Source organism: Cellulomonas sp. Leaf395 (assembly GCF_001424125.1).
In the GTDB taxonomy this organism is placed as follows: domain Bacteria; phylum Actinomycetota; class Actinomycetes; order Actinomycetales; family Cellulomonadaceae; genus Cellulomonas.
Map to the genome: position 1 here is coordinate 605,292 of NZ_LMQI01000005.1, position 25,739 is coordinate 631,030.

Here is a 25,739-nt window from a genome sequence, read left to right on the forward strand (position 1 = left end):
GCCTGACGGCTATGGAGCGGACGTGGCCGCTCACCGGCCGGGACGACGAGCTGCGGCGGGTTGCGGCGTCGATCCGGCCGGGTGCGAGCGGGGTGGTCGTGGCGGGCCCCGCCGGGGTGGGCAAGACGCGGCTCGCCCGCGAGGCCCTGACGAAGCTGGCCGGTACCGGCGTCACCGTCGTGTGGGGCCACGGCAGCACGGCCGCCCGTCAGATGCCGCTCGGTGCGTTCGCGGGCCTGCTCGACGTCCCGGCCGGCTACACCGCGGAGACCATCGGTCGCGCACTGGACCAACTCGCCGTGAGACGGCCGCTGGTCCTTGCGGTCGATGACGCACACCTGCTTGACGAGCACTCGGCGATCGTGCTGCACCGCACGGTCGTACGCCGGCTGGCACCGGTCCTGGTGACCCTTCGGACCAGGGAGCCGGTCCCCGACATCGTGACGGCTCTCTGGAAGGACGATCACCTCCCGCGCTTGGACCTGTCCCCGCTGGACGAGGCTGAGACCACCGGTCTGGTCGCCCGGGTGCTCGGCGGGCCTGTCGACTCCGCCTCCGCGCACAGGTTGTGGACGTTGACCCAGGGCAGCCCGCTGTTCCTGCGTCACCTGCTGGCCGCCGAGGTGTCAGCGGGACGGTTCACCCCGGCGTCCGGGATCTGGCGGTGGACCAGTCAGCCGATGATCTCGCCCGAGCTGGCCGACCTCATCGAGCACGAGATCGGCCGTCTGGCACCGGGGGTGCGGGACGTCGTGGACCTGGTGGCGCTGGCCGAGCCCGTCGCAGTCTCGACGGTGTCCATGTTGGCCACGCCCTCGGCCCTCGAGGAGGCCGAGGAGCGGGGCCTCGTGCGCACCGATGGACTCGTGGCCCGGCTGGCGCACCCGCTGTACGGCGAGGTCCGCCGGACCGTGATGGGCGCCCTGCGTGCCCGTCGGCTGCGCGGACAGGTGGCCGTGACCCTGCCGGCGGCGCCGGACCCGATCCCCCGAGCCGTGCTCACCCTCGACTCCGACCTGCCTGCCGACCCCGCACTGTTCCTGGAGGCAGCCGAGGCGGCGACCCGGTTGTTCGACCTCCCGCTGGCGGAGCGGCTGGCCCGTGCGGCCGCGGGAACCGGCGCGCCGGTCGCCCGGCTGGTGCACGCTGCAGCTCTGTCGTGGCTCAGCCGCGGGGACGAGGCCGAGGCGATCCTGCGGGACCTCGCGGAGACCGCTCCGAGCACCGAGTTCCGCGCGATGGCCCAGGTGCACCGCACCGGCAACCTGCTGTGGACGATGGCTCGACCGGAGGAGGCACGCCAGGCACTGGACGCGGCCGAGGCCAGCGGCGCGCTTCCCGTCCATGTCGCCGCCATGTCACTCGCCGTGGCGGCGGCGGCCGGCGACCTCTCGCCCCTCCTCGACCGCGGCCCTCAGCTGCTGCACGAGGACCTTCCCGACGACCTGGCCCGGATCCTCGTCGCCTCCGCGGTGTCGGCGGCGGCAGCCCTGACCGGGAGGCGCGACCTCCTCGACGAGGCCGCCGTCGTGGGAGGGCTCACCGCCGACCGTGTGCCCACCGTGATCCCCGGGTTCGGGCTCGCGGACCTGCAGGTGCTCGGGCACCGGCTCGACGGCACACCCGCCCGCGGTGACGACCAGGCGCGGAGGATGCGGGCGGCTTCGGCCGACCTGCCTGGCCCAGCGAGGCTGATGGGACTTGTCGTCGCCGGGCATGCCGCGCTCGCCGGAGGCCGGGTCGTCGAGGCGCTGGCCCTGCTGCGCGAGGCGTGGGCCGGGCTGGCGGACTCGGGTCACGAGTTCCGGTTCCGGTGCCGGACGCTTCTGGCGACGGCCCTGGCGCAGGCCGGCAACGCCGCCGAGGCAGCTCCCCTGCTCACTGGGATCCTCATGGGTCAGCATCCGGCGTACCGGTTCCTCGCACCTGAGGACCTCCTGGCACTGGCGTGGGGTGCTGCCGCCGAGGGATCGACCACCGAGTCGCTCGACCGCGCCGTCGCAGCCGCTGAGGTCGCCCGAGAGTCGGGCGCGCCCGCGTTCGAGGTGCTCGCCTGGCAGACCGCAGTCCAGCTCGGCGATGCGACGTCGGCACTCCCCCGCCTCATGGCACTCGCGCAGCTCGGCCCACGGGCCCGCGTCGCGTGCGCCCATGCCCGGGCGTGGGCCGACGCGGACGGCGAGAGGCTTCTCGAGGCCGCCGAGGACTGGGCCCGGCTCGGCGACCTCGTCGCCGCCGGAGACGCGGCCGCCCAGGCGGCCGACGCCTACCGTCACCAGGGGAGACAGGGGTCAGCACTCTCCGCGTCGGCCCTCGCTGTGAAGCTGGCCGCCAGGTCCGGCGCCAACACCCCGGCGCTTGCGATCGCGGTCCGACCGCTGCCCTTGACCGCCAGAGAACGCGAGATCGTCGAGCTGGCGGCCAGGGGGCTGCCGAACAAGGACATCGCCGAGCGGCTGACGGTATCGGTGCGGACCGTCGAGGGTCACCTGTACCGAGCCGGCCTCAAGCTCGGCGTGTCCGAGCGCACCGCGCTCAAGGACGTCCTCGGACTCGAGTAGCCCACTACTCGCACCGTCGCTGCTCCGCCGCAGGAGGCTGTTCGCACCCAGGAACTCCGACGAAGGAGAAGGAGCCGTGACCACCATCCATGTCCCGCCCGGACAAGGCGAGCACTACCCGATGATCGACGGTGACCACGTCGCGAAGGCCGCCGTCCGCGACACCAACGGTGCCTTCGAGGTCTTCGAGGTGATCGCACCCGCCGCGCCGATGGCGCCTCCTCACGTCTCGCCGTGGACCGGAGTGCTGTTCCTGCTCGATGGCCGAGTCACTGCGCTGGTCGGCGACACGACGTACAAGGTCGAGCCCGGCGGAGTGCTGGTGGCCCCCGCGGGCACTCCCGTCACCTTCGAGGTCGTCGGGGACTTCGCCCGCTTCGTGGCCATCACCTCCGGTGACGGGGCCGGACGGTTCTTCGCCGACTTCTCGGGCTCTGTGCCGTCCGACCAACCCGTCGAGAAGTCGATGGAAGCGATCCTCTCGGTCACCCAGCGACACGGCGTCCAGCTCGCGAGTGCATGAGACGCAAGCCTCCCCCGCGACAAGATCATGCACGCGCGGCGGATCTCCTTTCGTCGTCGAGCTCGCCGGCGCCCCCGTCGGCGAGCTCGCCTGTGGGAGCCTCACGGCCCTTGTCGTCGCCCATGAGCAGGCTCGCGAGGATGGTCGCGACCAGGATCACCACGGACATGACCACGTAGGACTCGGAGAACCCGTACTTGTCGTAGCCGCGCCCGAACACCCCGGAGAACAGCGCGACTCCCAGGGATTTCGCGACGCCGAAACCGAGCATGTACGCGGTCGCGGAGATCTTCACGTCGAACATCCGGGTGATGTACTTCATCACGGAGACGAGCATGAACGGCATCTCGACCGCGGCGAGCAGACGCCAGGCGATCAGTGCCTCCGTGCTGGTGAAGAGCGCGGAGCCCAGCACCCGCACCACGAGGATCCCGGCGAAGATCTGCAGTCCGCGCTTGGCGCCGATCCGGTTGATGATCGCGGGCGTGAAGAGCATCACCACGGCCTCGAGCAGGATCTGGATCGACACCACCGTGCCGAACAGCGCCTCCGGGTCCGGGTGGTCGACAAGGTCGCTGAAGTAGATCGAGAACTGCTGGTCGAACACGTCGTACAGGGCGGCCGTGCCCATCATGAGGACCACGAAGCCGAGGAAGTTGCGGTCCGTGATCAGCCCGCGGATGTCTTCCTTGCTGACCTTGTGAGCCTTCGACTCGCCCCCGGCCTGCTTCGCACCGGCCGCCTGGCGCGGCACCCGCGCGACAAAGAGCAGCACGCCCAGCACGAGCGCAGCGAACGACGCCGCCCACCAGATGTTGTCGGGGTTGGTGGCCCAGATCACTCCGCCGATGGCCGATGCGAAGGAGCCGCCGAGCGAACCGAAGAGCCGCGCGTGGCCGTACTCGAACTCGTTGGCGCGGCTCGCGCGCTCGTTGAAGGCCTCGACCACGGACACGCCCGCGTAGGTGACGAGGCTGAGGTAGATGCCTCCGACTACGGCGGCGAGGGTCTGGTCGACATCGATGAGCGGCTTGAACACGAACTGGAAGAACGGCCCGATCAATGCGGCGCACACGACCACGAACGCGAACAGCGGCTTGCGGAAGCCCAGGCGGTCCTGCAGGAATCCGTACAGCGGCTGCAGGCACAGGGCGGTGAGCGCCATGACCGTGCTCACCCTGCCGATGCTCGTCGACGACATGCCCTGGTCGTCGAGCCACAGGCCCATGAACGTGAAGATGAACTGCCAGGCGACGAAGTAGAAGAAGTAGATCCCGCCGTAGTTCCACAGCACCAGGCGCTTGATCGAGTCCACGAACCTGGGCCCGGTGACCGGTGCCGCGGCGCCCTGACCGCCGCCGCCGCTCATCGGATCGTCCCGTCGGACGCAAGCACCTCGACGCCGGAGGGCACCGGACGGCTCAGCGGCTGTGGTACCCCCCATCGGGGCTCGCCGTCCACGAACGGCAGGACCTGCGCGCAGGCGTGCCGGTTGGGGTCCCACAAGGGGTTGCCGATGAGCTCCGTATAGGTGCGAGCGTGATAGACGAGCACCGTCTCCCCCTCAGTCGACTCCGTGAAGCTGTTGTGGCCCGGACCGTAGATGCCGTTCTCGGGGGCGCTCGTGAAGACCGGCTCGGAAGACTTGGTCCAGCTCCCGGGGTCGAGGACATCCGCATCCGCGGACGCGGTCAGCAGCCCCATCGCATAGTCGATGCCCGTCGCAGAGGCGCTGTACGTGAGGAACAGCCGCCCGTCCCGCTGCAGGACCGAAGGACCCTCGGCGACCCAGAACCCGATGATCTCCCAGTCGAGCTCCGGCCGGCACAGCATCACCGCGGGCGTCGCGAGCGTCCACGGATTCTCCATGCGCGCGATGTAGAGGTTCGAGTGCCCCTTCACCGCGAAGTCCTGCTGCGCCCACACCAGATACTGGTCGTCCCGGTGGACGAAGCTCGTCGCGTCGAGCGCGAACGACTCCCAGCCGGTGTCCACCTGGCCCTTCTCCGTCCAGGTGCCGGTGAGGGGGTCCGCGTCGAGGCACTCGAGGCAGTAGACACGGTGGTTGAAGGTGTCGTCCGCGTCGGGGACGTCGAAGGTGACGTCCGGGTTGGGCGCCGCGGCGTAGTAGATGTACCAGGCATCACCGATGCGGTGGAGCTCGGGCGCCCAGATGAGGTGGGACTGCGGCCCCTCGGCGTGCTTGCTCCAGATGGTCACCTCGGGCGCGGCTTGCAGGTCCGCGAGGCGTTCGGCCCGGCGCAGGACGATGCGGTCATACAACGGGTACGAACCCGTGAAGTAGTAATGGCCGTCATGGCGCAGGACGCATGGATCCGCGCGCTGAAGCACGATGGGGTTCGGCATGGGATCCACGGGCACGGAATGCCTCCTCGTCGCTGAGACAGGGCCAGGTTTGCAACGTAGCAGCATTGACCCCGTGTGTTTTTGCATTGTCAGGCTGCTTCGCCCCGCCATTCCGCGAGCCACCCGGGCTGCGCGGTCGCCACACATCGAGACCGCATGTCCGGGAAGCGCTCATCGTTCGAAACCGACCACGTCCCAGACCAGACCGTGATGACGGTAGCGACGGGTCAGACCCTGAGCTGTCAGGACGTCCACCATGGCCGGAGGCGAATGCACGAAGCCGCGGAAGTCGTTTCCCCTCAGTCGGCTCAACGCGTTGTCACACCACAGCGCCGCACGCGTCATGCCGTTACGCGGTGGGTGGGAAAAGACCAGCATCCGCCGTGCATGGCTGCCTGCAGCCGCGAGCAGCCTTTCGTAGTCCGGGTAACAGCACACGACGCGGTGCAGTACGACCAGGTCGGCCGGCTCGACGTCGTCCGGGGCGGTCGCGATGTCGAGGAACCGGCGGCTCACTCGTCCGGTCATTCCGGATTGCTCGAGCAGAAGTCGAGCCTCGTCCTCATAGTTGGTCGAGATCTCCAGGTTCGTCGCCGAGGCCGCTCCGCGGCGCAGGAGCTCGATCTCGATCTCGCCGACGCCCCCGCCGATCTCCAGAACCGTGGCGCCCTCGATACCGCGGTCGGTGAGAAACCCGACCAGCCGCTCCTCGACGCGGCTCAGGCCGCGCTTGCGGAACCGCCGTGCCATCCGGCGCGCGAACCGGTCGGTGAACGTGGCCTGGTAGTGGTCACGACCGCAGCAATCGTCCACACCGTCAGTATCGGGCTGTCCGGTGGGACAACGCCATCATCAGGGTGATGGTGCTACGGGTCTCCAGGGTCGAAGCCCAGGACTTCCGACTCTACGAACGACGACCGCCGGGTCCGCACGATCGAGGTATCCGAACGAACGGATGGGACGAGGAAGTCCTCGGAGGTGCGAGATGAACCGAGAGATCGTGGTGGGCTACGACGGCTCCAACCACGCGGACGAGGCACTGGTATGGGCTGCCAGAGCGGCCCGACGGCGGCACGCTCCCCTGCGGATCGTGCACGTCGCACGCACGTTCCTGGACGGCTACGTCATCGCTGACCGCCCGTCCGATCTGACCGCCCAGGTAGGTGGCCAGGTGCTCGCTGACGGGATCGAACGTCTGCGGGCGATCGACCCCGACCTCGAGGTGACGACGCAGCTTGAGCCGCAGGACAGCGTGGCCGCAGTCCTCACCGAGGCATCCAGGAGCGCCGGACTGCTCGTCGTGGGCTCGCGAGGCCGCGGAGGGTTCGCCGGTCTGCTGCTGGGATCGGTCAGTGTCACCGTCGCTTCGCACGCGCACTGCCCCGTCGTGGTCGTCAGGACGAACCCCGCAACCGCGGGCGAGCCCGGCCGACCGGTCGTGGTGGGCGTGGACGGCTCCCCGGCGAGCGTGAGCGCCGTGGACTACGCCTTCGACCAGGCATCCCGGTGGGGCCTGCCACTCGTCGCCGTGCACGCGTGGGAGCTCCCCTCGCTCTTCGGACCTGTACCGCCCTGGATGCCGGAGGAGGTGGAGGAGATGCGCATGGCAGAGAAGGCTCTGCTGTCCGAGAGCCTCGCGGGGCACATGGAGCGCTATCCCGACGTGAACGTGACCTCCATGGTTCACCGCGGCGGTCCGGCCCACGTCATCCTGACCGCCGCCGCCGACGCTGAGCTCCTGGTGGTCGGGTCGCGTGGCCTGGGAGGCTTCCGCGGCCTGCTGTTGGGGTCGGTGAGCCAGGCGGTCCTGCACCATGCCACGTGTCCTGTGGTGGTCGTCCGTTAGTGCTGACCCCGTCAGGCGGGAAGGGAGAACGTGCCATGAACACCTGGAAGGTCGCGATCTACCTGTTCGACGCCGACGACCACGGACACGACACCGGCGTGACGAAGGCGCACGCGGTGCTCAGCACCTCGAGCGGCACCACTCTCGACGGCTACGGACGGGCATGCCGAGCGCCACGTGACGACGACGTCCCGGAGATCGGCGAGGAGCTCGCCGCGGCTCGGGCGCTGCGCAACCTGGCGGACCGGCTTCTGTCGGCAACCTCCGACGACATCGAGGCTATCGAGCACGACGACGTGCAGCTCGTCCGCCTCTGGTCATGACCAGGAGCGTCTAGAACCGCTTCCGGACAGGGCGCCTACCGCCCTGTCCGGAGGCAATGACGCGGGCAGCCTCCCTCCCGCACGAGTTCCTGAAGGAGCTCGGCGGCGGGACCGACCTGGTCAGTCGGTGTTGCCGGTGGGATCCCAGCCGTCGGACCCGCTGAGGTAGTCCTGGATCTCGTAGTCGGCGGCCTGGGCATCGGTCAGCTGGGGCCGGTCGGGGTTGATGCCGGCACCGGGGCCGTCGTTGCGGTACTCCAGGGCCCGACCCTCGCTCCAGTCACGCCCGGACATCGAGGTCCAGGGGTCGTCCTTGATGTGGTTGCCGAGGAACGAGTCGCGGACGACGACCTGCGGCTCAGCCGACGGGAAGCTGCTCGGACGCCACGGCCGGCCGAGGAAGTAGCTGTCCGGCTTCGCGTTCGAGATGAGCTTGCTGTCGGTGACGAGGAACCCGAGCCAGCCGGGAGAGGACGTGCTCGGCGCGACGACGTAGCCGTTGGGGTCGCTGTCTCGCTTCAGCGCCTTGATCGTCGAGCCGTCGATGACGGCGCTCGCCCGGCCGAAGATGAAGTCCACGTCGCCCTCGATCCACGAGCCGTGGACGTAGGCACGCGCGGGCGTCGTCGCGTTCGGGGAGTCGAGGTAGAGGGTGTCCTGGTTGCCGAGGAAGCGGACGTTGTCGAAGACCATCCGGTCAGCGGTGGTCTTGACCGCGACCGCCTGCTGGTTGGTGATCTCGGGATGGGCCTGCTCGTCGAAGGAGTTCTCGAAGGTGAGGTACCTCGCGGTGAAGTCCGCGCCGGCCAGCGTCGCCGTCGCGCTCCCGCTCGTACCGTACGTGCCCGAGCCGTCGGGCTTCGGCGTTCCCGCAGCATTGTCATAGGTGATCACGACGTCCTCGGCCCGCCCGGTGGCGCCGACGAACGACAACTTCGGCTTGGTCCGGTCGACGCGGACGACCTCGCGGTAGACGCCCGGCTCGATCACGATCTCGACGGTGCGGGTGGAGGCGGTGGGTGCGGCGTCGACCGCCGCCTGGACGCTGGTGACGTCGCCCCCGTTGCCCTGAGCGACGGTGATGTGCTCGGGCCGGCCGAGTCCCTGCGGGCCGGCGAGCGCGCCGACGACACGCGGGACGGAGGTGGCCGGGTGGACGGTCCGCCGAAGGGTCGGGGTCCAGCCCGCGCCCTCGGCGATGTCGGGATCGTGCGCCGCGTTGTGGGCGGCGAGCAGGTCCACCGGCTCGCCGTTGACGAGGTTGCCACCCTCCGTCATCGTCGTGCCCTTCCAGTACTTGATGACGCTGGAGGGTTCGATGGTGGGGGCGAGGGTGAAGGCGTTGTGCTCAGCCACGAGCTTCGACTGCACGCCGATGCCCCAGCTGTACTGGTAGTTCCCGGCGTCGTCCTCGACGTAGAGGTTGTTGTACACGTCGACCTGGCCGTAGCGGACCCGAGGGGTGCGCTGGCCCAGGTCACGCCACTCGTTGTGGTGCAGCGTGATGCGCAGCTTGCCGTCGTCCGACGTCCGGGAGTCGCTGGAGCCGATGAGCATGACCTTGTCGTGGTCGCGGAACCGGTTCCACGAGACGGTGACGAGGTCGGAGCCGTGGGTGATGTCGAGGAGGGCGTCGTGCACCTGGTACTGGCGCCCGTAGTAGGTCGGCTGCTCGGAGTCCGGCATCCCCTCGTCGCTGAACTCGTTGGAGTCGATCCACACGTTGGTCGCGCCGTAGAGCGAGAGCGGGTCGTACTCGGAGTTCCACTCGCCGAACTCGCCGTCGCCCGGGTCCCACGCGGGGAAGCAGTCGTACGCGTTCTGGAACTCGACGCCCCGGAGGATGACGTTCGACTCGCCGTCGACCTTGAGGTTGGCACCCTTCACGAGCGCGCCGGGGAGGCCGACGAGCGTGGTGTTGGAGCCGATCGGGACCTGCACCCGGGCGGCCTGTGCCCGCTGGGACGCGCGACGGGCGTCCTCGAGCGGGCCCGCCGGGTCGACCTTGCCCCAGGTCGCCGGGTCGTACGCCTCGAGGAACGCCTCGAGCGTGTACCCGTCCCGCGCGAAGTCCGCGCAGGTCAGCGGCTGGTTGTCCTCGTCCACGTTGCCGTCGATGGTCCCGTCGATGTACACGATCTTGGGCTGGTCACCGGCGACCGCTGCGGCGAGCTCGTCGCGGGTGCTGACGGTGAACACCTGGTCCGGCGTGGCTGCGGAGCCGCCTGTCGTGCCGTTGCCGAACGAGGCCCACCCGTCACCGGTGGCGAGGGTCTCGCGTGCGACGGCGGAGGGGTCGGTCGGTGGCTGGGCCGGGCCTGGGGCGGCCTGGGCGGGAGACGCCGTGACGGCCAGGGCAGCGACGCAGGCGGTTGCCGTGGCGGCGCGGACGAGCGGGTGCGGGCTGAAGCGCATGGGAGTCCTTGTCCTCGTTGACAGGGTTTCGGGGGTCGTGCTGTCGGGTTGCCGGCGAGGTCACCACACCTCGGGACCGGCGGGCCGCTCGAGCGGCCAGTCGAGGGCCGAGTCCGGGATCTGGTCGCCCAGTGCCCGGGTGTCCTGCGGCTGGAGCACCCGCTGGTCCTTCAGGTCGCGGACGACGAGGCGCGCGAGCTCGATCGCGCCGCGCGCCTGGAAGTGGGTGTTGTCAGTCACGCCGTCCGGGTAGTTGGGGTGCTCGCCGGGCGCGAGGTGCAGGAACTCCTCCGTCGTGCCCTCCGGGCCGAGCTCGGCCCATCGCAGCAGGCTGAGATGTGTCAGGTCGACCAGCGGCACGTCCTCACGCTCGGCGAGCTGACGCATCGCGTCCGGGTACTGCCCGAGGGAGGTGCGGACACCACCGGCGGCGTCGAACCGTCGGCGCTCCACCGGGGTGACCAGGACCGGGTGCGCGCCACGCTCCCGGGCGCCGTCGATGTAGAGCTCGAGGTACTCCTGGTAGGTCGTGTAGGGGTCGGTGCTGCGGTCGTCGGTCTTGGAGTCGTTGTGGCCGAACGAGACGAGCAGGTAGTCCCCGGGCTCGATGTCCTCCAGGACCTGATCGAGCAGGCCGGCCTCGGCGAAGCTCTTCGAGCTGGCCCCCGACCAGGCTTGGTTCACAACCTCGACGTCCTTGGCGAGGAACTCCTCGAGTGCTTGTCCCCACCCGGCCCTGGGCGCCTCGTACTCCGCGTACGTCGCAGCCGTGGAGTCACCGGTGACGAAGACCGTGACGTCCCCGTCGGGCTCTGCCGCAGCCGCCTGAGAGGGGAGCACAACGACGGCGGCAAGAGCCGACACCGCGAGAAGACGTAGTCGCTGACGAACGTGCACAAGGGCCTCCGGAGTGTGTAAGCGCTTTCCTATGGTGGAGGACTATGACCGAGGTCACACCGTGGAGTCAAGCGTGGGGAACTGGCTCGAGTCCGGTCGACGGAGCCGATCCGGTGAGACATCCCGCCTCGTGTCGATCTGACGTCCGCCCGCGCGTCGTTGAGGTGACGTCGCAGAACGCCGTGCGACGCCACCCGGCACGACACACGACGGAGGACATGATGACGACAGCTCACGATGACCTGACCGGCACCCTGCCCGGCCTTCCGACGGTCGTCGACCTCGCGACCTGGCATGCCGCCCGTGACGAGCTCCTGGTCCGGGAGAAGGCGCACACCCACGCTGGTGACGCACTCGCGGCCGCCCGCCGCCGACTGCCGATGGTCGAGATCGACGGCACGGTCGAGATCGTCGGACCCCACGGGTCGGTCCCGTTCCTCGAGCTGTTCGAGGGACGCGACGAGCTCATGGTCTACAAGCACATGTGGCACGACGGCGCTCCTCACCAGGGGCAGTGCGAGGGCTGCACGGTGACGGCCTGGCACATGAGGGACGCCGTCTACCTGAACGCCCGCGGCGTCTCCTTCGCCATCCTGACGACGGGACGATGGGACGAGGTCGCCCCGTACGTCGACTTCATGGGCTACACCCAGCCCTGGTACTCGGTTCGCGACGTCGAACCGCCCGTCGGCGACGACATGGGCTCCTTCGCCTCGTTCCTGCGCGAGGGCGACCGCGTGTTCCTCACCTACTCCACGACGGGCCGTGGCGTCGAACCGGCCAGCGGGTCCTTTGGTCTGCTCGACATGACGCCCTACGGACGCGGCGAGGCCTGGGAGGACAACCCCGCCGGCCGGCCCGAGGGACAGGGCCCGTGCTGGTACTGGCGATCGGACGCGGACGGGAGTGCCGGGTGGGCACAGACGAGTCGGCCGGTACCGCAGTGGACCCGTCCGGGCGCGACGCCTGTGGAGACGCTCGGTCGCAACACACACCACCACTGACGGGTTTGCCGCGCGGCACGCCGTACGCACCATGTGCCGCGGTCAGCTCAAGCGCGGCGGCACCACTCGGGGACGCTCGCGCGGCTGGTGCGTGACTCACGGTCGTGACCAAGTGAGGTGGTTCCACGGCTGCCTCCGTGCCGGCGAGTCGGAAGCATGGACAACATGCCTCTAGCCCCGGAACCAGACCTCGACCTCCCACCCACACGCCTCGATCACGAGCACATCCGCGCGGTGCCGGCAGTCCACAGCGTGCCTGGACGTGCCCAGCCGATGAGCGCAGCAATCTGGCATGGCAGTCCTGACCTGGACCAGGCCAACGAGATGAGCGCCGGCTGTGCGATAGGTCACCTCGGCATCGAGTTCACCGAGCTCGGCCCGAACCACCTGATCGGTCGGATGCCCGTCGACAGCCGAACGCGCCAGCCGTTCGGGATCCTGCACGGCGGCGCCTCGGTGCTGCTCGCCGAGACCTTGGTGAGCTGTGCGGCCACGTTCGTCGCCGCCCCTGGCACGGCGTGCGTCGGCCAGGAGATCAACGCCAACCACCTGCGACCGGTCACGTCCGGCTGGGTCACCGGCACCGCCCGGCCGGTCTCGTTGGGCCGTCGCAGCCAGGTCTGGGAAGTCCGGATCGTCGACGACAATGACAGGCTCGTGTGCATCTCGCGGTGCACGATGGCGGTGATCGAAGCGCCGTGAAGCGGGCCGACGCACGACGAGGTCGTGCCAGTCGTGTTGTTCACTGGTGCCGTGGCTGTGCGTGACCAGCGCTGGGGGACGGCGCACCTGGAGGACGGCGGGAAGGTGGCCTATGCGCTGACCGGCACCGGTCCCCCGCTGGTGGTGGTGCCGGGCTGGCTGAGCCACCTCGAGCTCGGCTGGGCGATCCCGGCCGAGCGCATGTTCCACGAGGCGCTGTCATCCGGCCGGACGCTGGTGCGCTACGACCGCCCGGGCTGCGGCCTCTCCGATCCCTACGACGGACCCCGGACGATGGCGCTAGAGCTGGCCGCGATCCGTGCTGTGACCGAGGCCGTCGGCGCGACGCATTTCGACCTGTTCGGCTGGTCGCTGGGAGCACCGGTGGCGGCACAGTGGGCCTCGGAACGACCCGAGACGGTCTCGAGGCTCGTGCTCTACGGCGGCTGGGCCACCGGCTCCGCCATCGGGGACGACGACAGCAGGCGGCATGTACTCGGCCTCCTCGCAACCCACTGGGGGCTGGGCTCCGACCTGCTCACCGAGATCTTCGCTCCTGACGCGGACGCCGGGACCCGTCGGGCACTCGCCCAGTACCAGCGAGCGGCCTCCTCCGCCAGCACGGCGGTCGCCCTCCTCGGCCTGGCCTACGACCTGGACGTGTCTCCCACCCTTGCGCGGATCTCCGCGCCGACGCTTGTGCTGCACCGGCAGGGAGACCGTGCGGCTCCGGCCGCAGAGAGCAGGACGCTCGCGGACGGGATCCCGGGCGCTGCGCTGGTGGAGCTCGAGGGCCGGTCGCATCTTCCGGCCTTCGGCGATGCGGAGGCGGTCGTCGAGCAGGTGCGGCGCTTCTTGGGCTTGCCCCGGCTGCGGCGGGCTGTGCCCACCGGTCTCACCCCTCGCCAGACAGAGGTCGCCGCGCTGGTGGCCGACGGCCTCACGAACCGGGAGCTGGCGACACGCCTCGGGATCACCGAGCGGTCGGCCGAGTCGCACGTGGAACGCATCCGGCTGCGCCTAGGGTTCAGGTCGCGTTCCCAGGTTGCTGCCTGGTACGTCGCGCGGGAACCGCACACGTGAGGTAGTTCCACGGCTGCGCCGGGCCCGTCGCTCGCGGAGCATCGGGGCATGCGCCGAGATCCGATCCTCCTGACCCTGTCTGCCGCCGCCTGGGCGGGATTCGTCGCCGTCACGCTGTGGACCATCGCCTTCCTCGCCGACGTCATCGTCTCCCCCACCGTGGACGGGCCACCGCGGACGAACGCCCTGACCGCGGTGACGGTCGACCTGGCACTCCTGCTCCTGTTCGCCGTGCAGCACTCGGTGATGGCGCGCCCCCAGGTCAAGGCAGTGCTGCGCCGCCGGATCCCGGCGGCGCTGGAGCGCACCTCGTACGTCCTCGCCACCGACATCTGCCTCGTCCTGGTGCTGGTGCTGTGGCAACCCTGGGGCGGCGCGGTGTGGCTCGTCGACGGTCCGGCCGGCCTCGTCCTCTGGTCGCTCTGCGCGGCCGGCTGGCTCCTGGCGATCTCGGCGACGTTCGCCGTCGACCACCTTGAGCTCACCGGGTTACGCCAAGCTGGTTGGTGGACGCCTGTGGAGGCTGCACCGCCCAGCGGGCTGAAGGTCGAGGGACTGCACGCCATCGTGCGGCACCCCCTGATGACCGGACTGGTCCTGGCCTTCTGGGCGACCCCGCACATGGGCGCTTCGCACCTTCTGTTCGCTGTCACCGCGACCGTCTACGTCGCCGTCGGGATCAGGTTCGAAGAGCGCGACCTGCGGCGCACGTTCGGCGCCGCCTACGACGCCTACGCCGCTCGGGTCCCGGCTCTGCTGCCCAGACTGCCTCGTCGGACCAGACGCCCAGCGAGCCCGCCGCAGCGGGCTGCTGGCACGGAGCCGCTCCAGAGCCTGCCGACCTACGTGAACGTCGATCCGCAGGGTGCACCCGACTAGGAACGAACAGTGCGGCGGCGACGGCAGTCATCGCACGAACCGCCCGAGACGGTCACCGGTCTCCGGCGATGCGGACGATTCCCCTCATCGGCTCCGTGCACGGCGGGCGTCGACGGCGAGGCGGACGTCGACGCCATGAGGTCCACGGTCCGCGGCAAACGCCCTCCGCCGTGGCTCGTCTCATCGGCGGCGCTCGCTCGTGCCATGGATTGCGCACGGAACTGGTCCTGCGGTGCCACCCTGGAACATGCCCGTGCTGCGAAAGGTCGATGCCGTCACCATCCCGGTGCCGGACCTCGACACCGGGATCAGTTGCTACGTCACCGGGTTGGGCCATCGGCTCCTGTGGCGCAACGAGGCCGTCGGCCAGGCCGGCCTCGCCTTCCCCGACAGTGACACCGAGCTCGATCTGACGACCACGCTGCCGTACGAGCCGACCTGGCTCGTGGACGATGTGCTCGCTGCGGTGCAGGACTTTCGATCGGTCGGCGGTGATCTCGTCAGCGGCCCCGAGGAGGTGCCGGTCGGGCGGCTCGCGGTCGTCGTCGATCCGTACGGCAACCGGCTGGTGCTCCTCGACCTGTCAAAGGGCAGGTACGTCACCGACGACGAGGGAGCTGTGACCTGAGTCCGGTGCGGGATCTCATGTGAGATCGAGTATCGAGCCCACATCCAGCCGCTAGGGGCGACGCTCTCCCTCTCCCGCAGCGACCCCGAGGCCCTGGCGGTCCGCTGCGAGTGCGACCTCGACATCTCCGGCCCGGGCCACCGACTCCCGGATGGTCTCGCCGAGCAATATGAGCTGGCGCTCCAGCGGTGGGGCGCGGTCCGGCAGTGCGACATCGACGAGGTCGCTCAGCGCAGCGGTGAGGCGCCGGGAGACCTGCGGCGAGGTGGCGCCGGCGATGCGGATCTCGTCGAAGGCAAGGTGGACGTAGGCGTCCCAGTCCATCACCGGCTCCATCAGTCGAATCTCGCCGGAGGCATCCCGGTACAGGCCGTCCGAGAGTGGCCGCCGGGCGATCTGGCGCAGGCAGTCGTGCAGGCGGTCGATCGCCTGCACCGCGGTGGTCGGGTCCTGCAGCGGGGAGTCGGCCAGCGAGCGTTGCGCGATGTCTACCAGCATCCGCAACCCGTATGCCGCGTCTCTGTCGAGCGTCCGTTCGAGACCCAGCACGACCGCCTCGTTGACCTTGCGCTCGTCGAGGTCGACTGGCTCCCCGTGCACCTGGAACAGCGGCGCCCCGGCCGGGACGAACTCACCGAGCGCGGGCAGCAGCTCGAGGACGCAGCCCGCCTTGGTGGCCTCGTCCACCAGATGCTGGTAGCCGATGACCGTGACGACCCCCGACTGCGGCGCGCGCAGCAGCTGACGGCCGTCGTCCGGGATCTCTTCCCCGTCGTCTGGGTAGATCTCGTCCAAGAGCTTGCGGGTCTGCTCACCGACGAGCTCGACCAGGCTGGAAACTCGCAGCGACTGCCCGATGTGATGCACGTAGATGATCAGGATCGCGATGCTGATGACGACCAGGACGAACGCGGTGAGCACGGCGGTCCCGGGCACATGGCCGGTGCCGTCTCCGTTGGACGTCACCTCGTGCAGGGCGACGACAGCGAAGGCGAAGGTCGCGACGAACAGCCCGATGGCACTCTGACTGGGCTTGTCCCGCAGCAGTCGCTGCACGATCCGGGGAGAGAACTGACCCATCGCCAGCTGGACCACGACCATCGTGATCGTCAGCACCAATGCGGCCATGCTGATCATCGAGGTCGCGACGACCGACAGGGTGGCGATCGCCGCCTCCGGGCCGCCCACCACGGAGGTCGGGATCAGCGAGTAGTCGAATCGGCGGTCGATGGTGATCGTGACGAGCGCCAGCGCGACGCCCCCGAGCACGAACAGCACGGGCACGAGCCACAGGCTGTTGCGGACACTGACCCACAGCTTGTAGAGCCACATGCGCGGGACCGCCCATCGCTGAGGGCGAGCACCCTGCGCGCCCATGACGAACTGAACGTATGCCCACAATCGATCGCCCGCGACGGCAGCCGCACGAGAGCCACCGACCCGCCGGGCGTGCGCTCGAGCAACGAGTGCAGATTGTCGACGATCCGCGTGTGTGTTCGCCCGGACGACTGCACCGAGGTCACCTGCCCGTCGCCGTGCGTAGACGTGCGGATCGGACGACACTGAAGGTGACCGGCCCGAGCACAACCCCCCTGTGTGCTCGGGCCGGCCGGCGAGTGAGGTGAGGCGATGAGCAACCCCGTCCCGGACCCGGGCGCGATCCCGGACCGCCCTGTCGAACAACCGCCCTTGGACGATCCTCATCGTGAGCCTGGCGACGTCCCCGACGCGCCGGACGACCCAGCCGATCCGCCCGCCGTCGATGGGCCTCTCAACTCGGCCTGACGTCGCGACCACCTGAGACGGTGCACGCCCGTCCGTGCTGTCGCGTCGTGCGCTCGACCGACAGTCGCTGGGTCCCGGGTGGCCGGGAAGTAGTCGACCTGCCTCGAGGGCCTGTCGACAGTGCGTGCCGCCAGGATGGTGACCGCGCAGGCCCTAGAGTGGCCGGACGCTTCGGGACCCCGATGACGCGCCGCCGTGGCCGGACAGCCCGCACTTCGACGAGGACTCGATGGAGAGCATCACGAAGAACCGCCAGACGCCCGCGACGCTGCGTGCGATGGTCGAGCGGGCCTACGGCGCCGGGCAGGTGCCCACGGGCGAGCCGGACACCTGGCTGGCGGAGCTGGGGCATGGCTGGTTCAACGTCGCGTACCGGATCCTGTTGCGCGACGGCCGGGCCGTGGTCGTGAAGATCGCGCCGCCGCGGGACGTGCCGGTGATGACCGCCGAGCGCGGCGCGATGCGCATCGAGCTCGACTCGCTGGCGCTGATCGCGGAACGCACCGACGTCCCGGTCCCGCACGTCGACCACGCCGACCTGAGCCACGAGCTCGTCGACGCCGACTACTTCTTCATGCCGTACGTCGACGCCGACAACCTCGGCATCATCACCAAGGGTCTGAGCACCGAGCAGCGCGACGCGTACAACGAGGCGCTCGGCGCCGCCAACCGCGAGCTGAACTCGATCCGCGGGGACTGGTTCGGACCGCTCGCGGGCCCGGGTCACTCGTCCTGGCGAACCGCGTTCACCGGCATCGTCGAGGCTAACCTGGCCGACGGGGAGGCCCGCAACGTCGACATCGGCCGGGACTACGACGAGATCCGCAAGATCTTCGCCCTGCACGGCGACGTCCTCGACGACGTCACCGAGCCGAGGTTCGTCGAGTGGGACCTCTGGGACTCCAACGTCATGGTCCGCGACGGCAGGATCGTCACGATCATCGACCACGAACGCGCCCTGTACGGGGACCCGCTGATGGAGGCCGGCTTCGCCGCCCTCGACCTGCCCGACTTCGGCGACTCGACCGCGTTCATGCGCGGCTACGGCCACGAGGAGCTCACCTCGAGGGAGCAGACGCGCCGGCGCCTGTACAGCCTGCACCTGGTCGTGATCATGGCGATCGAGACCGTCTACCGCGGACACACCACAGCCAGCCAGTACGACTGGGCACGCGGGCAGATCGATCGGATGATGCGGATGCTCACCGAACCGTGAGGAGTCGGCGGCGCGACCAGCTCGTGGAACGGCACCGCACGTTCGACACCGCCGCCCTGGGCGAGCGGCCCGTCGGGCGGCTGCTGTGGCACGCCTGCACCCAGACGACTATCGCGGTCGGGGTCTACGGGATCTATGCGCTGACAAACGCCTGGTTCGTCGCCCGTGGCGTCGGGATGACGGCGATGGCGGCCGTCAACCTGGTCGCTCCGTTGCTCCTGGCGCTGGGCGCGGTCTCGACCGCGCTCGGCGTGGGAGCGGCCTCGGTCGTCTCGCGGCACCTGGGTGCGGGCGACACGAGCACAGCCGCACGGGCGGCCGGGAACGCCTTCATCGTGTTCTGGACCGCTGCCGTCACGACCACCGTGGTCGGGCTGAGCGGGCTCGAGCCGCTCCTGCGGCTGCTCGGTGCCCGGGGCGAGACCCTCGGCTACGCACGCGACTACGCCGTGATCATCCTGGCCGGCGCGATCGTCTCGACCGGGTTCTCCAGCCTCGTCCGCGCCGAGGGTCGGATGCGGTTCGCCACGATGCTGTGGGTCGTCCCCGTCGCGGTCCAGATCACCCTCGATCCGCTGCTCATCCTCGGACTGGATCTCGGCGTCCGCGGAGCAGCCCTGGGAACAGTCGGCGGCCAGACCGTCTCCGCCGCGATGAGCATGTGGTTCTTCTTCGCCCAGAAGCACCGCCCGTACCGCATCCGGAGGTCCGACCTCCGTCCCCACCTGCCGACGGTTCGGACTCTCGTGGGCATCGGCGCCCCGTCGTTCCTCGCCGGCTTCGGCGCCACCCTGCTCGTCGTGGTCGTCAACACCACGCTGTCCCGGGTCGCCGCCGCCACCGCAGCCCTGGCCGCGTTCGCGATCTGCTCCCGCATCCAGACGTTCGTCGCGATGCCCCAGCTCGGCATCAGCCAGGGGATGCAGCCCATCGTCGGGTACAACGCCGGCCGCCGGCTCACCGCACGCGTCCAACGCGCCCGGACCCTGTCATTGCGCGCCACCCTCGTCTACAGCACCGTCGCCGCCGGTTCCGTCGCGCTGCTCGCGGAGCCGATCACCGCCGCCTTCATCGACGACCCGACCGTCCACGCTGAGTCCGTCGACGCTCTGCGCATCCTGGCGATCGGCTTCGCCGCTGCCGGCGTCCCACCGCTGGTCTCCGCGTACTTCCAGGCTCTCGGCCGACCGCGACCGTCGTACCTCATCTCGATCGGAACCCTCCTGCTCGTCAAGGTCCCGCTCGTGCTCGCCCTCGGACGAACCGGTCCCATCGGCACCTGGGCCGGCCTGGCCGCGGGCGAGCTCCTGTCCGCGGGGGCCGCGCTGCTGGTGCTGCGCCGCCTCGATGTCCCGGCCGCGCGCGGCGGACGCGCGACATCGACGACGAACACGCCCGAACTCCCGCCCGTGCAGTGAGGTCCGGCTCGGACCTCTGCTCAGTTCCGTCGTCGCTCTCACCGGTCCGAGCGCTGGATCCGGTGCAGCTCGACGTCGCCCAGCGCGCCGTCGTGGACCGAGGCGGTCATGAACGTCGCGAACGGCTGACGACGTCGGTCCGTGGGCGAGCCAGGGTTCAGCAACCTCATGCCGGACGGGCTCACCGTGTCCCACGGGATGTGGCTGTGGCCGAAGACCAGCACGTCCACGTCTGGGTGCTCGGCGTCGCAGCGGCGCTCCCGGCCGGTCGCCTGTCCGGTCTCGTGCACGACGGTCAGCCGGATCCCTGCCAGCTCGACCCGTGCGACGCGCGGCAGCAGCCGGTGGAGCTCCGGACCGTCGTTGTTGCCGTGGCACCCGACCAGCCGCCGGGAGCGCCGGGACAACGCTTCGTACAGCTCCACGGACACCCAGTCGCCCGCGTGCACGACGACGTCGGCCGCTTCGATGGCAGACCAGACCGGAGCGGGAAGGTCGCGTGCCCGGCGCGGGACGTGTGTGTCGGCGAGCAGAACGAGGTGCACACCCGGATCATGCTGCGGTTCAGGGCGCCCGGCGAGCCAGGAGCCCACGGCCCAGTGGCGAGGCCGACCGTCACTCGTCGGGCCCGACGAACTCGATCGAGTCGAAGATGGCGCGTCCCTCGTCGATCAGCGCCGGATCGATCGATGGGTCGGATTGGCCCAGCTCGATCACGGCGCGCTCGCCGTGCAGGTCGACCACGAGGTAGGTTGCGCGCTCGCCCCTAGCCGTGTACGCGCGTTCGGTGCAACCCTGCGCGGAATTCGACCTGATGCATAACCGGCCGCCGTCGCAGGCGGTGAAGTCGACGTCGCTCTCGGCGGCGTGGTCGAACTCGAAGCCGGAGTAGTCGCCCACCGTGACCTCGGCGGCAGGGGTGCTTACCGTTGAACCCTGCGCCGCCATCGCATCGACCAACGCCTCAGCCGTCGGATCGATCTCGACGAGCGTGCCCTGCCACGCGCATGCGTCCGTCGGGACATAGGTGGCGGGGTAGAAAGTCAGGGAGACATTCCATTCATCCGGGAGATCCGGGTCGTCCCTGCCCAGTTCCACGCCGTTGTAGGTCACCCAGCCGTCTGGGACGGTGATCTCGAAGGGCACCGGGTAGCCGGTCACGAGGTATGTGCCGGCGAGGGCGCCGCTCTCCGGGAACGGTGCGACCGTGTCAGCCTCCGTGGTCGATGCGGGGGACGGCGGCTCGGTCGCGGTGCACGCGGCGAGGCCGACGCACGCCAGTACAGCGACGGCAACACCCACCCGCCGCGAGCGTGTCGCGTGAGCGGCGCGGGTGCGCCGGGTTGAGGTCCACATGTCCCCGTCCTTTCGTTCGATCCGTTCAGCGCGATGGCTGCTCGATCAGTGAAGGACACGCCGGTATCAGCAGGATATTGGCGCCCGCGGGTTCGGTATCGGCGCGATATCAGCGGTCTTGTCGGATGTCGGGGTCGGGGTCACAGTGGCCCCATGGTGGTGCGCGTTCTGGGAGCGCTGACACTCGACGACGGCCGGATTCCCCTGGCGCCGCGGGATCGTGCGGTGATGGCCGCGCTCACGATCCGCCTGGGTGCGGAGGTGTCGGCCGCATCCCTCGCGGCGGCGCTGTGGGGCGACAATCCGCCCGCCTCGTGGTCGAAGGTCATCCCCGGATGCGTCATGCGGTTGCGCCGCCTCATCGCGCCGGCGCGGATCGACACCACCGCTCACGGGTACCGACTCGTCGCGGAGTACGTCGAGGTCGACGCGGAGCGGTTCGAACGGCTCGTCACGCGGGGTACGCAGCAGCTGGAGCTCGGTGAGCCCGAACGCGCCGCGCACACGTTCTCGGCGGCGCTCGCGCTGTGGCGGGGGGAGCCCTACGTCGAACTTCCCGACTGGGAACCGGCTCAGATCGCGTCCGGACGTCTGGAGGAGATTCGGCTCGGTGTCGAGGAGCTGCTCCTGGATGCACGGCTCCAGGCGGGCGAGGTTGCGGAGGTCGCCGCGCTCGCACGCGCCCGCGCCGCCGAAGCACCGTTGCGCGAGCGGCGCTGGGTCGTGCTGAGCGTGGCGCAGTACCGGCAGGGCCGGCAGGCGGACGCGCTCGCCACCGTCCGCAGGGCGCGGGGGCTGCTCGCTGCCGAGCTCGGTCTGGATCCGTGCACGGAGCTCGCCGAGCTGGAGCAGGCGATCCTCCGCCAGGATCCCTCGCTGCTGTCCGACCGGGTGTTCCGGGCCGCGAACCCGGAGTGTCCGTACTTCGGCCTGCCTCCCGCGGGCACGGGTGACGCCGAACGGTTCTTCGGTCGCGAGCAGGAGCTGTCCGGGGCACTGCGGGCGCTCGAGGAGCACGGCGTACTGCTCGTCGCGGGCTCATCAGGCGTCGGAAAGTCCTCATTCGTGAGGGCGGGGATCGGTGCGCAGTTCCTTGCGCGCGGCGTCGAGGTCGCCGTCGTGACGCCCGGCGAGCACCCGGTCGACTCTCTTCGCCATCTCGATCTTCCTGCCGGGGAGTCGCTGCTCATCGTCGATCAGTGCGAGCAGGCGTTCGCCGTGGCCGACCCCGCCGAGGTCCGGGAGTTCTTCGACGCCCTCTCGCGCATGGTGTTCCGCGGCCCGCTCGTGGTGACGATCCGCGCCGACCGTCTCGGGGACCTGGCCGATCGCGAAGGCTTCGCCCAGATCATCCAGTCGCACATGCTCATGCTCACGGCGCTCGGCCCCGACGGGCTGCGGACCGTGATCGAGAAGCCCGCGGAGCAGTCCGGACTCATCTTGGAGCCGGGCCTCGTCGAGATCCTGGTCCGCGACGCCGACGGGCGAACCCTTCCGCTGCTCTCCCACGCCCTGCGCCAGGTGTGGTCCCGACGTGAGGGCCGCGTCCTGACCGTCGAGGGATACCGCGCTTCTGGAGAGATCGACGGTGCCGTCGCGAAGACCGCGGAAGAGGTCTTCGCGACACTGTCGGAGGACGGCGCGCGGTTGCTGCGCGACATCCTGCTCCGGCTCGTCGAATCCTCCGCAGACGGCGCGGTGATCTCTCGCCGGGTAGAGCGCACCCGGATCGCCATCGACGACGCCCATGCGAAGATCGTCGACCGGCTGGCGGACGCACGCCTGCTCACCACCGATGAAGAGTCCGTGCAGCTGTCGCACGAAGCACTCGCACGGGAGTGGCCACGATTGAAGGAATGGCTCGCCGATGATGTCGAGGGCCAGCGCATCATGCGACACCTCGGCTCCGCGGCCGCCGCCTGGGATGCGATGGAACGACCCGACAGCGAGTTCTATCGCGGCAGCCGACTGACGACCGCCCAGCACTGGCGGGACACGGCCGGTCCCGCGCTCACGGGAGTCGAACGAGAGTTCCTCGATGCCTCGTCGGCGAATGAGACCGCAGGGCTCGCTGCCGCGCAGAACCAGCTTCGCAAGGAGCGCCGCATGGTGCGGCGACTCTCCTGGGTGTCCGTGGGCGCGGCCGCGCTCGCGATCTTTGCGGTGACGGCGAGCCTCGTTGCCAGATTCCAGGCGAATCTCGCAAGCGAGCGCGACACGGTCGCAGAGGCCCGGCGCGTCGCGGGCCTCGCGCTGGAGGAGCCGGACTTCGACCGTGCGCTGCTACTCGCCGTGGAGGCCATCCACATCTGGGACGATTCCGACACTCGCGTCAACCTCGTACGCCTCATCTCCCGCGCACCCCGTCTGACGAGCATCATCCGCATCCCGGAAGACGGAGTCGCCGCCGCGAGCATGTCGCTCGCGGAGGACGGGACCCGGGCAGCGGTGATCGACAGCGACCACGACCTGCGCCTGTTCGACCTCGACGACCGATCACAGCTCGGCGAGTACTCCCCGTTCTCGACGATGATGCTGACATCGGCCGTCGACCCTGTCTCCGGGGCCGTCGCATTCAGCGAGACATCCGACCGCTGTACCGACGCCCTCTGTACTCGGCGAACGGGAACGCTCGATCTCGCAGAGCAGGGCCGCTCCGGCGTGGCAACCTACGAGGGGATGGGCGGGACCGCGATAGACGTCGAGTACTCGGCCGACGGATCCCTGTTCGCAGCGCTCGCGGCGACACAGCAGCCTGATTCACCCGTGAGCGTCGCCCTCTGGCGAGGCGGCGCGGGAGACCCGACCGGCCCGATACTCCTGGATCTCGGCGTGATCAGTTCCGACCCGACCTCCACGCCCGGTCAGGCCCCGCCCGGTCCGGCCTGGCAATACAGTGCGGTGAAGTTCTCACCGGACGGCTCGCGCATCTACGCCAGCGGTTTCGGACCGACCGTCGTACTCGACACGGCATCGGGCGAGGAGCTCGACCGGATCCCCGGCACCGGGATTCTCGCCGTCAGTCCGGATGGCCGCCAGATCGCCGTCCGCGATGGCTCGCGCGCGGTGCGCATCGTCGACCCCTCCGGCCAAGCACCACCCATCACCGTCTCGCTGTCGTCCTTTCCAGCGGTGGCCGACGTCAGCCCAGACGGCACTCAGCTCGCCATCGCCGCCGGCGATGACGTCGTGGTGGCGAGCACCGCGACCGGCGAGATCTCGGAGACGCTCCGGGATCATGACGGCGTGGTCACCGCGGCCGAGTTCCGACCGACCGGCGAACTGGTGACCGCCGGAGCGGACGGCGCGATCATCACGTCGGACTTCGGGGACTGGTCGGCGGCCATTCGCAGCGACCTGCGCCCACGAGACCTTGCACCCGCTGAGCTCGATGAGCGCACCGTCGCGCTCGAACAGTCCGACGGGCGTCGGCAGGTCGTCGTCGCCGAGCCGGCGGCGTGGGAGGAACGCGCGTGCGAGATCGCCGGACGAGTACTCACCCAGCAGGAGTGGGCGGAGCTCCTCGGGGCTCGGCCGTACGCCCCGGCATGCGGGGAATGATCTGGTGACCCATCCCAGCACGGAATCGTCACCGAGTCCTGGTCGCCGATCGGGGGTCAGGGGGTGCCGGTGCTCGAGCTGCCGATCGTCCAGGAGATCGCCTCGCTGGTGCGAGGGACGCGGATCGACCTGTGCACGCACTAACCGCCGTCGGACCCGCGCTCGGTGACCCGGGCCTCAGCCCGGGTCGCCGAGGAACGCGAGGATCGCCTCGGCGAGCTGCTCGGGCTGGTCCTCCGGGACGAGGGTCGAGGAGTCGGCGATCTCGATCAGGCGTCCCCCTGGGTAGAGGGCCGCAAGCCGGGGCCCGTGCTCGCGAGGCATCATCGGGTCGTCCAGCGCCCAGACCACCAGGACGGGTCCCGTGAAGTCGCCGAGCCGGTCGGACCAGGACAGGAGCGTCGCGCGGTCCGGTGCCGAGGACGCGAACGCCGCGAAGTCGCGCCGGATCGCCCGGGACCTCGTCGCCGGCGCGAACCAGTCGTCGAGCACCGCGTCCGGGATGCCGCGCAGGCTCATGGCGCCGTAGCCGCGTCGGCTGTGCCGAAACCGGCGGGATCGCAGCAGCTGCATGACCAGCCAGATCCCGCCCGGCACCCGGGCCGCCGCCGCGAGGGCCTTCGCCGGTGCGGGCGGGAAGTTGTCGAACGCCTCGCACGCCACCAGCACCATCCGCCCGACGCGTTGCGCCCGGCCCTCGGAGACCAGGAACTGGCCACCGCCCCAGTCGTTGAGCACGAGCGTCACGTCCGTGAGGTCCAGCCGCTCGAGGAGTTCGCCGAGCAGCAGCGCCACGCCGCGGTGGGACAGGTCCGCACCCGGGCGCATCGGCTGCCGGTGCCCGCCGAGCGGGAGGGTCGGCAGGATGCACCGGCGCCCGGCAAGCAGTGGCACGACCTTGCGCCACTGCGTCTCGTTCATGGGTACGCCGTGCGCCAGGACGAGCACGGGTCCGTCGCCGCCCGTGTCCTCGTAGTCGATGCGGCCCGCGCTCAGCTCGATGTGATGACGCATGGCTCAGACGCCCTGCGGGATGACCCAGGGCTTCACCAACGCCGCGGTGCTCACGGGGATCGTCATCGGCGTGGGCTTCCTCGCCAGCGCGACGGGCGAGTACACGCACGGCACGATCCGGACCATGCTCACCCGGGGTCCGGGTCGGCTTCCCATGACCG

Annotated in this window: 22 protein-coding genes; 12 read left to right on the forward strand and 10 right to left on the reverse strand. The window is 70.0% G+C overall.

The genetic code is table 11. The features are described from left to right. Nucleotides 1-11 precede the first annotated feature (11 nt). Both ASG23_RS20815 and ASG23_RS17390 read left to right on the forward strand, forming a co-directional pair. Complete coding sequence (locus tag ASG23_RS20815; RefSeq protein WP_056027638.1) at nucleotides 12-2,561, forward strand: helix-turn-helix transcriptional regulator; 2,550 nt, start codon at nucleotides 12-14, stop codon at nucleotides 2,559-2,561. Nucleotides 2,562-2,637: 76 nt separating this feature from the next. Then, nucleotides 2,638-3,084: a cupin domain-containing protein gene (locus ASG23_RS17390; RefSeq protein WP_056027640.1), complete on the forward strand. Its 447-nt coding sequence runs from the start codon at nucleotides 2,638-2,640 to the stop codon at nucleotides 3,082-3,084. Nucleotides 3,085-3,109: 25 nt separating this feature from the next. Here ASG23_RS17390 and ASG23_RS17395 read toward each other — a convergent pair whose 3' ends face one another. The 3 genes from ASG23_RS17395 to ASG23_RS17405 form a co-directional block, all read right to left on the reverse strand. Next, nucleotides 3,110-4,453 (reverse strand): oligosaccharide MFS transporter, encoded by a 1,344-nt coding sequence (locus ASG23_RS17395; protein WP_056027642.1) that lies wholly within the window; start codon nucleotides 4,451-4,453, stop codon nucleotides 3,110-3,112. Continuing rightward, on the reverse strand, nucleotides 4,450-5,466 hold the full coding sequence (locus tag ASG23_RS17400) for a glycoside hydrolase family 43 protein (RefSeq protein ID WP_235521208.1): 1,017 nt from the start codon (nucleotides 5,464-5,466) through the stop codon (nucleotides 4,450-4,452). The genes ASG23_RS17395 and ASG23_RS17400 overlap by 4 nt, the downstream gene beginning before the upstream one ends. Before the next feature lie 156 nt (nucleotides 5,467-5,622). After that, nucleotides 5,623-6,264, reverse strand: a complete 642-nt coding sequence (locus ASG23_RS17405) for a class I SAM-dependent methyltransferase (protein WP_056027647.1) — start codon at nucleotides 6,262-6,264, stop codon at nucleotides 5,623-5,625. Between the two features lie 172 nt (nucleotides 6,265-6,436). On the opposite strand from ASG23_RS17405, the gene ASG23_RS17410 reads away from it, so the two are divergent. Together ASG23_RS17410 and ASG23_RS17415 are read left to right on the forward strand one after the other, a co-directional pair. Then, a complete protein-coding gene (locus tag ASG23_RS17410) occupies nucleotides 6,437-7,297 on the forward strand; it encodes a universal stress protein (RefSeq protein ID WP_056027649.1) in 861 nt (286 codons plus the stop codon). 35 nt (nucleotides 7,298-7,332) lie between these two features. Next, nucleotides 7,333-7,620 carry a dsRBD fold-containing protein gene (locus ASG23_RS17415; protein ID WP_056027651.1) on the forward strand — a complete coding sequence of 96 codons (288 nt, stop codon included), beginning with the start codon at nucleotides 7,333-7,335 and terminating at the stop codon, nucleotides 7,618-7,620. Nucleotides 7,621-7,740: 120 nt separating this feature from the next. Here ASG23_RS17415 and ASG23_RS19660 read toward each other — a convergent pair whose 3' ends face one another. Both ASG23_RS19660 and ASG23_RS17425 read right to left on the reverse strand, forming a co-directional pair. After that, nucleotides 7,741-10,035, reverse strand: a complete 2,295-nt coding sequence (locus tag ASG23_RS19660; protein ID WP_082516298.1) for a pectinesterase family protein — start codon at nucleotides 10,033-10,035, stop codon at nucleotides 7,741-7,743. Between the two features lie 60 nt (nucleotides 10,036-10,095). Beyond that, the gene (locus ASG23_RS17425; RefSeq protein WP_200941636.1) at nucleotides 10,096-10,875 is read right to left on the reverse strand and encodes a rhamnogalacturonan acetylesterase; all 780 of its coding nucleotides are present in this window, start codon (nucleotides 10,873-10,875) and stop codon (nucleotides 10,096-10,098) included. Between the two features lie 278 nt (nucleotides 10,876-11,153). Between ASG23_RS17425 and ASG23_RS17430 the strand changes: the two genes are divergently transcribed. The 5 genes from ASG23_RS17430 (at nucleotide 11,154) to ASG23_RS17450 (ending at nucleotide 15,228) form a co-directional block, all read left to right on the forward strand. Further along, the gene (locus ASG23_RS17430; protein ID WP_056028561.1) at nucleotides 11,154-11,936 is read left to right on the forward strand and encodes a DUF899 family protein; all 783 of its coding nucleotides are present in this window, start codon (nucleotides 11,154-11,156) and stop codon (nucleotides 11,934-11,936) included. Between the two features lie 273 nt (nucleotides 11,937-12,209). Next, nucleotides 12,210-12,638 (forward strand): hotdog fold thioesterase, encoded by a 429-nt coding sequence (locus ASG23_RS17435; RefSeq protein WP_082516299.1) that lies wholly within the window; start codon nucleotides 12,210-12,212, stop codon nucleotides 12,636-12,638. Nucleotides 12,639-12,689: 51 nt separating this feature from the next. After that, nucleotides 12,690-13,721 carry an alpha/beta fold hydrolase gene (locus tag ASG23_RS17440; protein WP_235521210.1) on the forward strand — a complete coding sequence of 344 codons (1,032 nt, stop codon included), beginning with the start codon at nucleotides 12,690-12,692 and terminating at the stop codon, nucleotides 13,719-13,721. 48 nt (nucleotides 13,722-13,769) lie between these two features. After that, nucleotides 13,770-14,600, forward strand: coding sequence for a methyltransferase family protein (locus ASG23_RS17445; RefSeq protein WP_082516300.1), 831 nt, complete (start codon nucleotides 13,770-13,772; stop codon nucleotides 14,598-14,600). Between the two features lie 247 nt (nucleotides 14,601-14,847). Further along, nucleotides 14,848-15,228, forward strand: a complete 381-nt coding sequence (locus ASG23_RS17450) for a VOC family protein (RefSeq protein ID WP_056027657.1) — start codon at nucleotides 14,848-14,850, stop codon at nucleotides 15,226-15,228. Between the two features lie 51 nt (nucleotides 15,229-15,279). Here ASG23_RS17450 and ASG23_RS17455 read toward each other — a convergent pair whose 3' ends face one another. Beyond that, nucleotides 15,280-16,560, reverse strand: coding sequence for a DUF2254 domain-containing protein (locus ASG23_RS17455; RefSeq protein ID WP_056027659.1), 1,281 nt, complete (start codon nucleotides 16,558-16,560; stop codon nucleotides 15,280-15,282). 682 nt (nucleotides 16,561-17,242) lie between these two features. Here ASG23_RS17455 and ASG23_RS17460 point away from each other — a divergent pair. After that, nucleotides 17,243-18,229: a phosphotransferase family protein gene (locus tag ASG23_RS17460; protein WP_056027661.1), complete on the forward strand. Its 987-nt coding sequence runs from the start codon at nucleotides 17,243-17,245 to the stop codon at nucleotides 18,227-18,229. Further along, the gene (locus ASG23_RS17465; RefSeq protein ID WP_235521212.1) at nucleotides 18,226-19,647 is read left to right on the forward strand and encodes an MATE family efflux transporter; all 1,422 of its coding nucleotides are present in this window, start codon (nucleotides 18,226-18,228) and stop codon (nucleotides 19,645-19,647) included. Before ASG23_RS17460 ends, ASG23_RS17465 begins: the two co-directional genes overlap by 4 nt. A 38-nt stretch (nucleotides 19,648-19,685) precedes the next feature. On the opposite strand, the gene ASG23_RS17470 is transcribed toward ASG23_RS17465, so the two are convergent. Together ASG23_RS17470 and ASG23_RS17475 are read right to left on the reverse strand one after the other, a co-directional pair. After that, nucleotides 19,686-20,192 (reverse strand): metallophosphoesterase family protein, encoded by a 507-nt coding sequence (locus ASG23_RS17470; RefSeq protein ID WP_056027662.1) that lies wholly within the window; start codon nucleotides 20,190-20,192, stop codon nucleotides 19,686-19,688. A gap of 70 nt (nucleotides 20,193-20,262) precedes the next feature. Then, a complete protein-coding gene (locus ASG23_RS17475; RefSeq protein WP_056027664.1) occupies nucleotides 20,263-21,003 on the reverse strand; it encodes a hypothetical protein in 741 nt (246 codons plus the stop codon). A gap of 342 nt (nucleotides 21,004-21,345) precedes the next feature. Between ASG23_RS17475 and ASG23_RS17480 the strand changes: the two genes are divergently transcribed. Next, the gene (locus tag ASG23_RS17480; protein WP_442856830.1) at nucleotides 21,346-24,564 is read left to right on the forward strand and encodes an nSTAND1 domain-containing NTPase; all 3,219 of its coding nucleotides are present in this window, start codon (nucleotides 21,346-21,348) and stop codon (nucleotides 24,562-24,564) included. A gap of 177 nt (nucleotides 24,565-24,741) precedes the next feature. Here ASG23_RS17480 and ASG23_RS17485 read toward each other — a convergent pair whose 3' ends face one another. Then, on the reverse strand, nucleotides 24,742-25,578 hold the full coding sequence (locus ASG23_RS17485) for an alpha/beta fold hydrolase (protein WP_056027667.1): 837 nt from the start codon (nucleotides 25,576-25,578) through the stop codon (nucleotides 24,742-24,744). Nucleotides 25,579-25,581: 3 nt separating this feature from the next. After that, nucleotides 25,582-25,710 (reverse strand): hypothetical protein, encoded by a 129-nt coding sequence (locus tag ASG23_RS20725; RefSeq protein WP_268760896.1) that lies wholly within the window; start codon nucleotides 25,708-25,710, stop codon nucleotides 25,582-25,584. Between the last annotated feature and the right edge of the window lie 29 nt (nucleotides 25,711-25,739).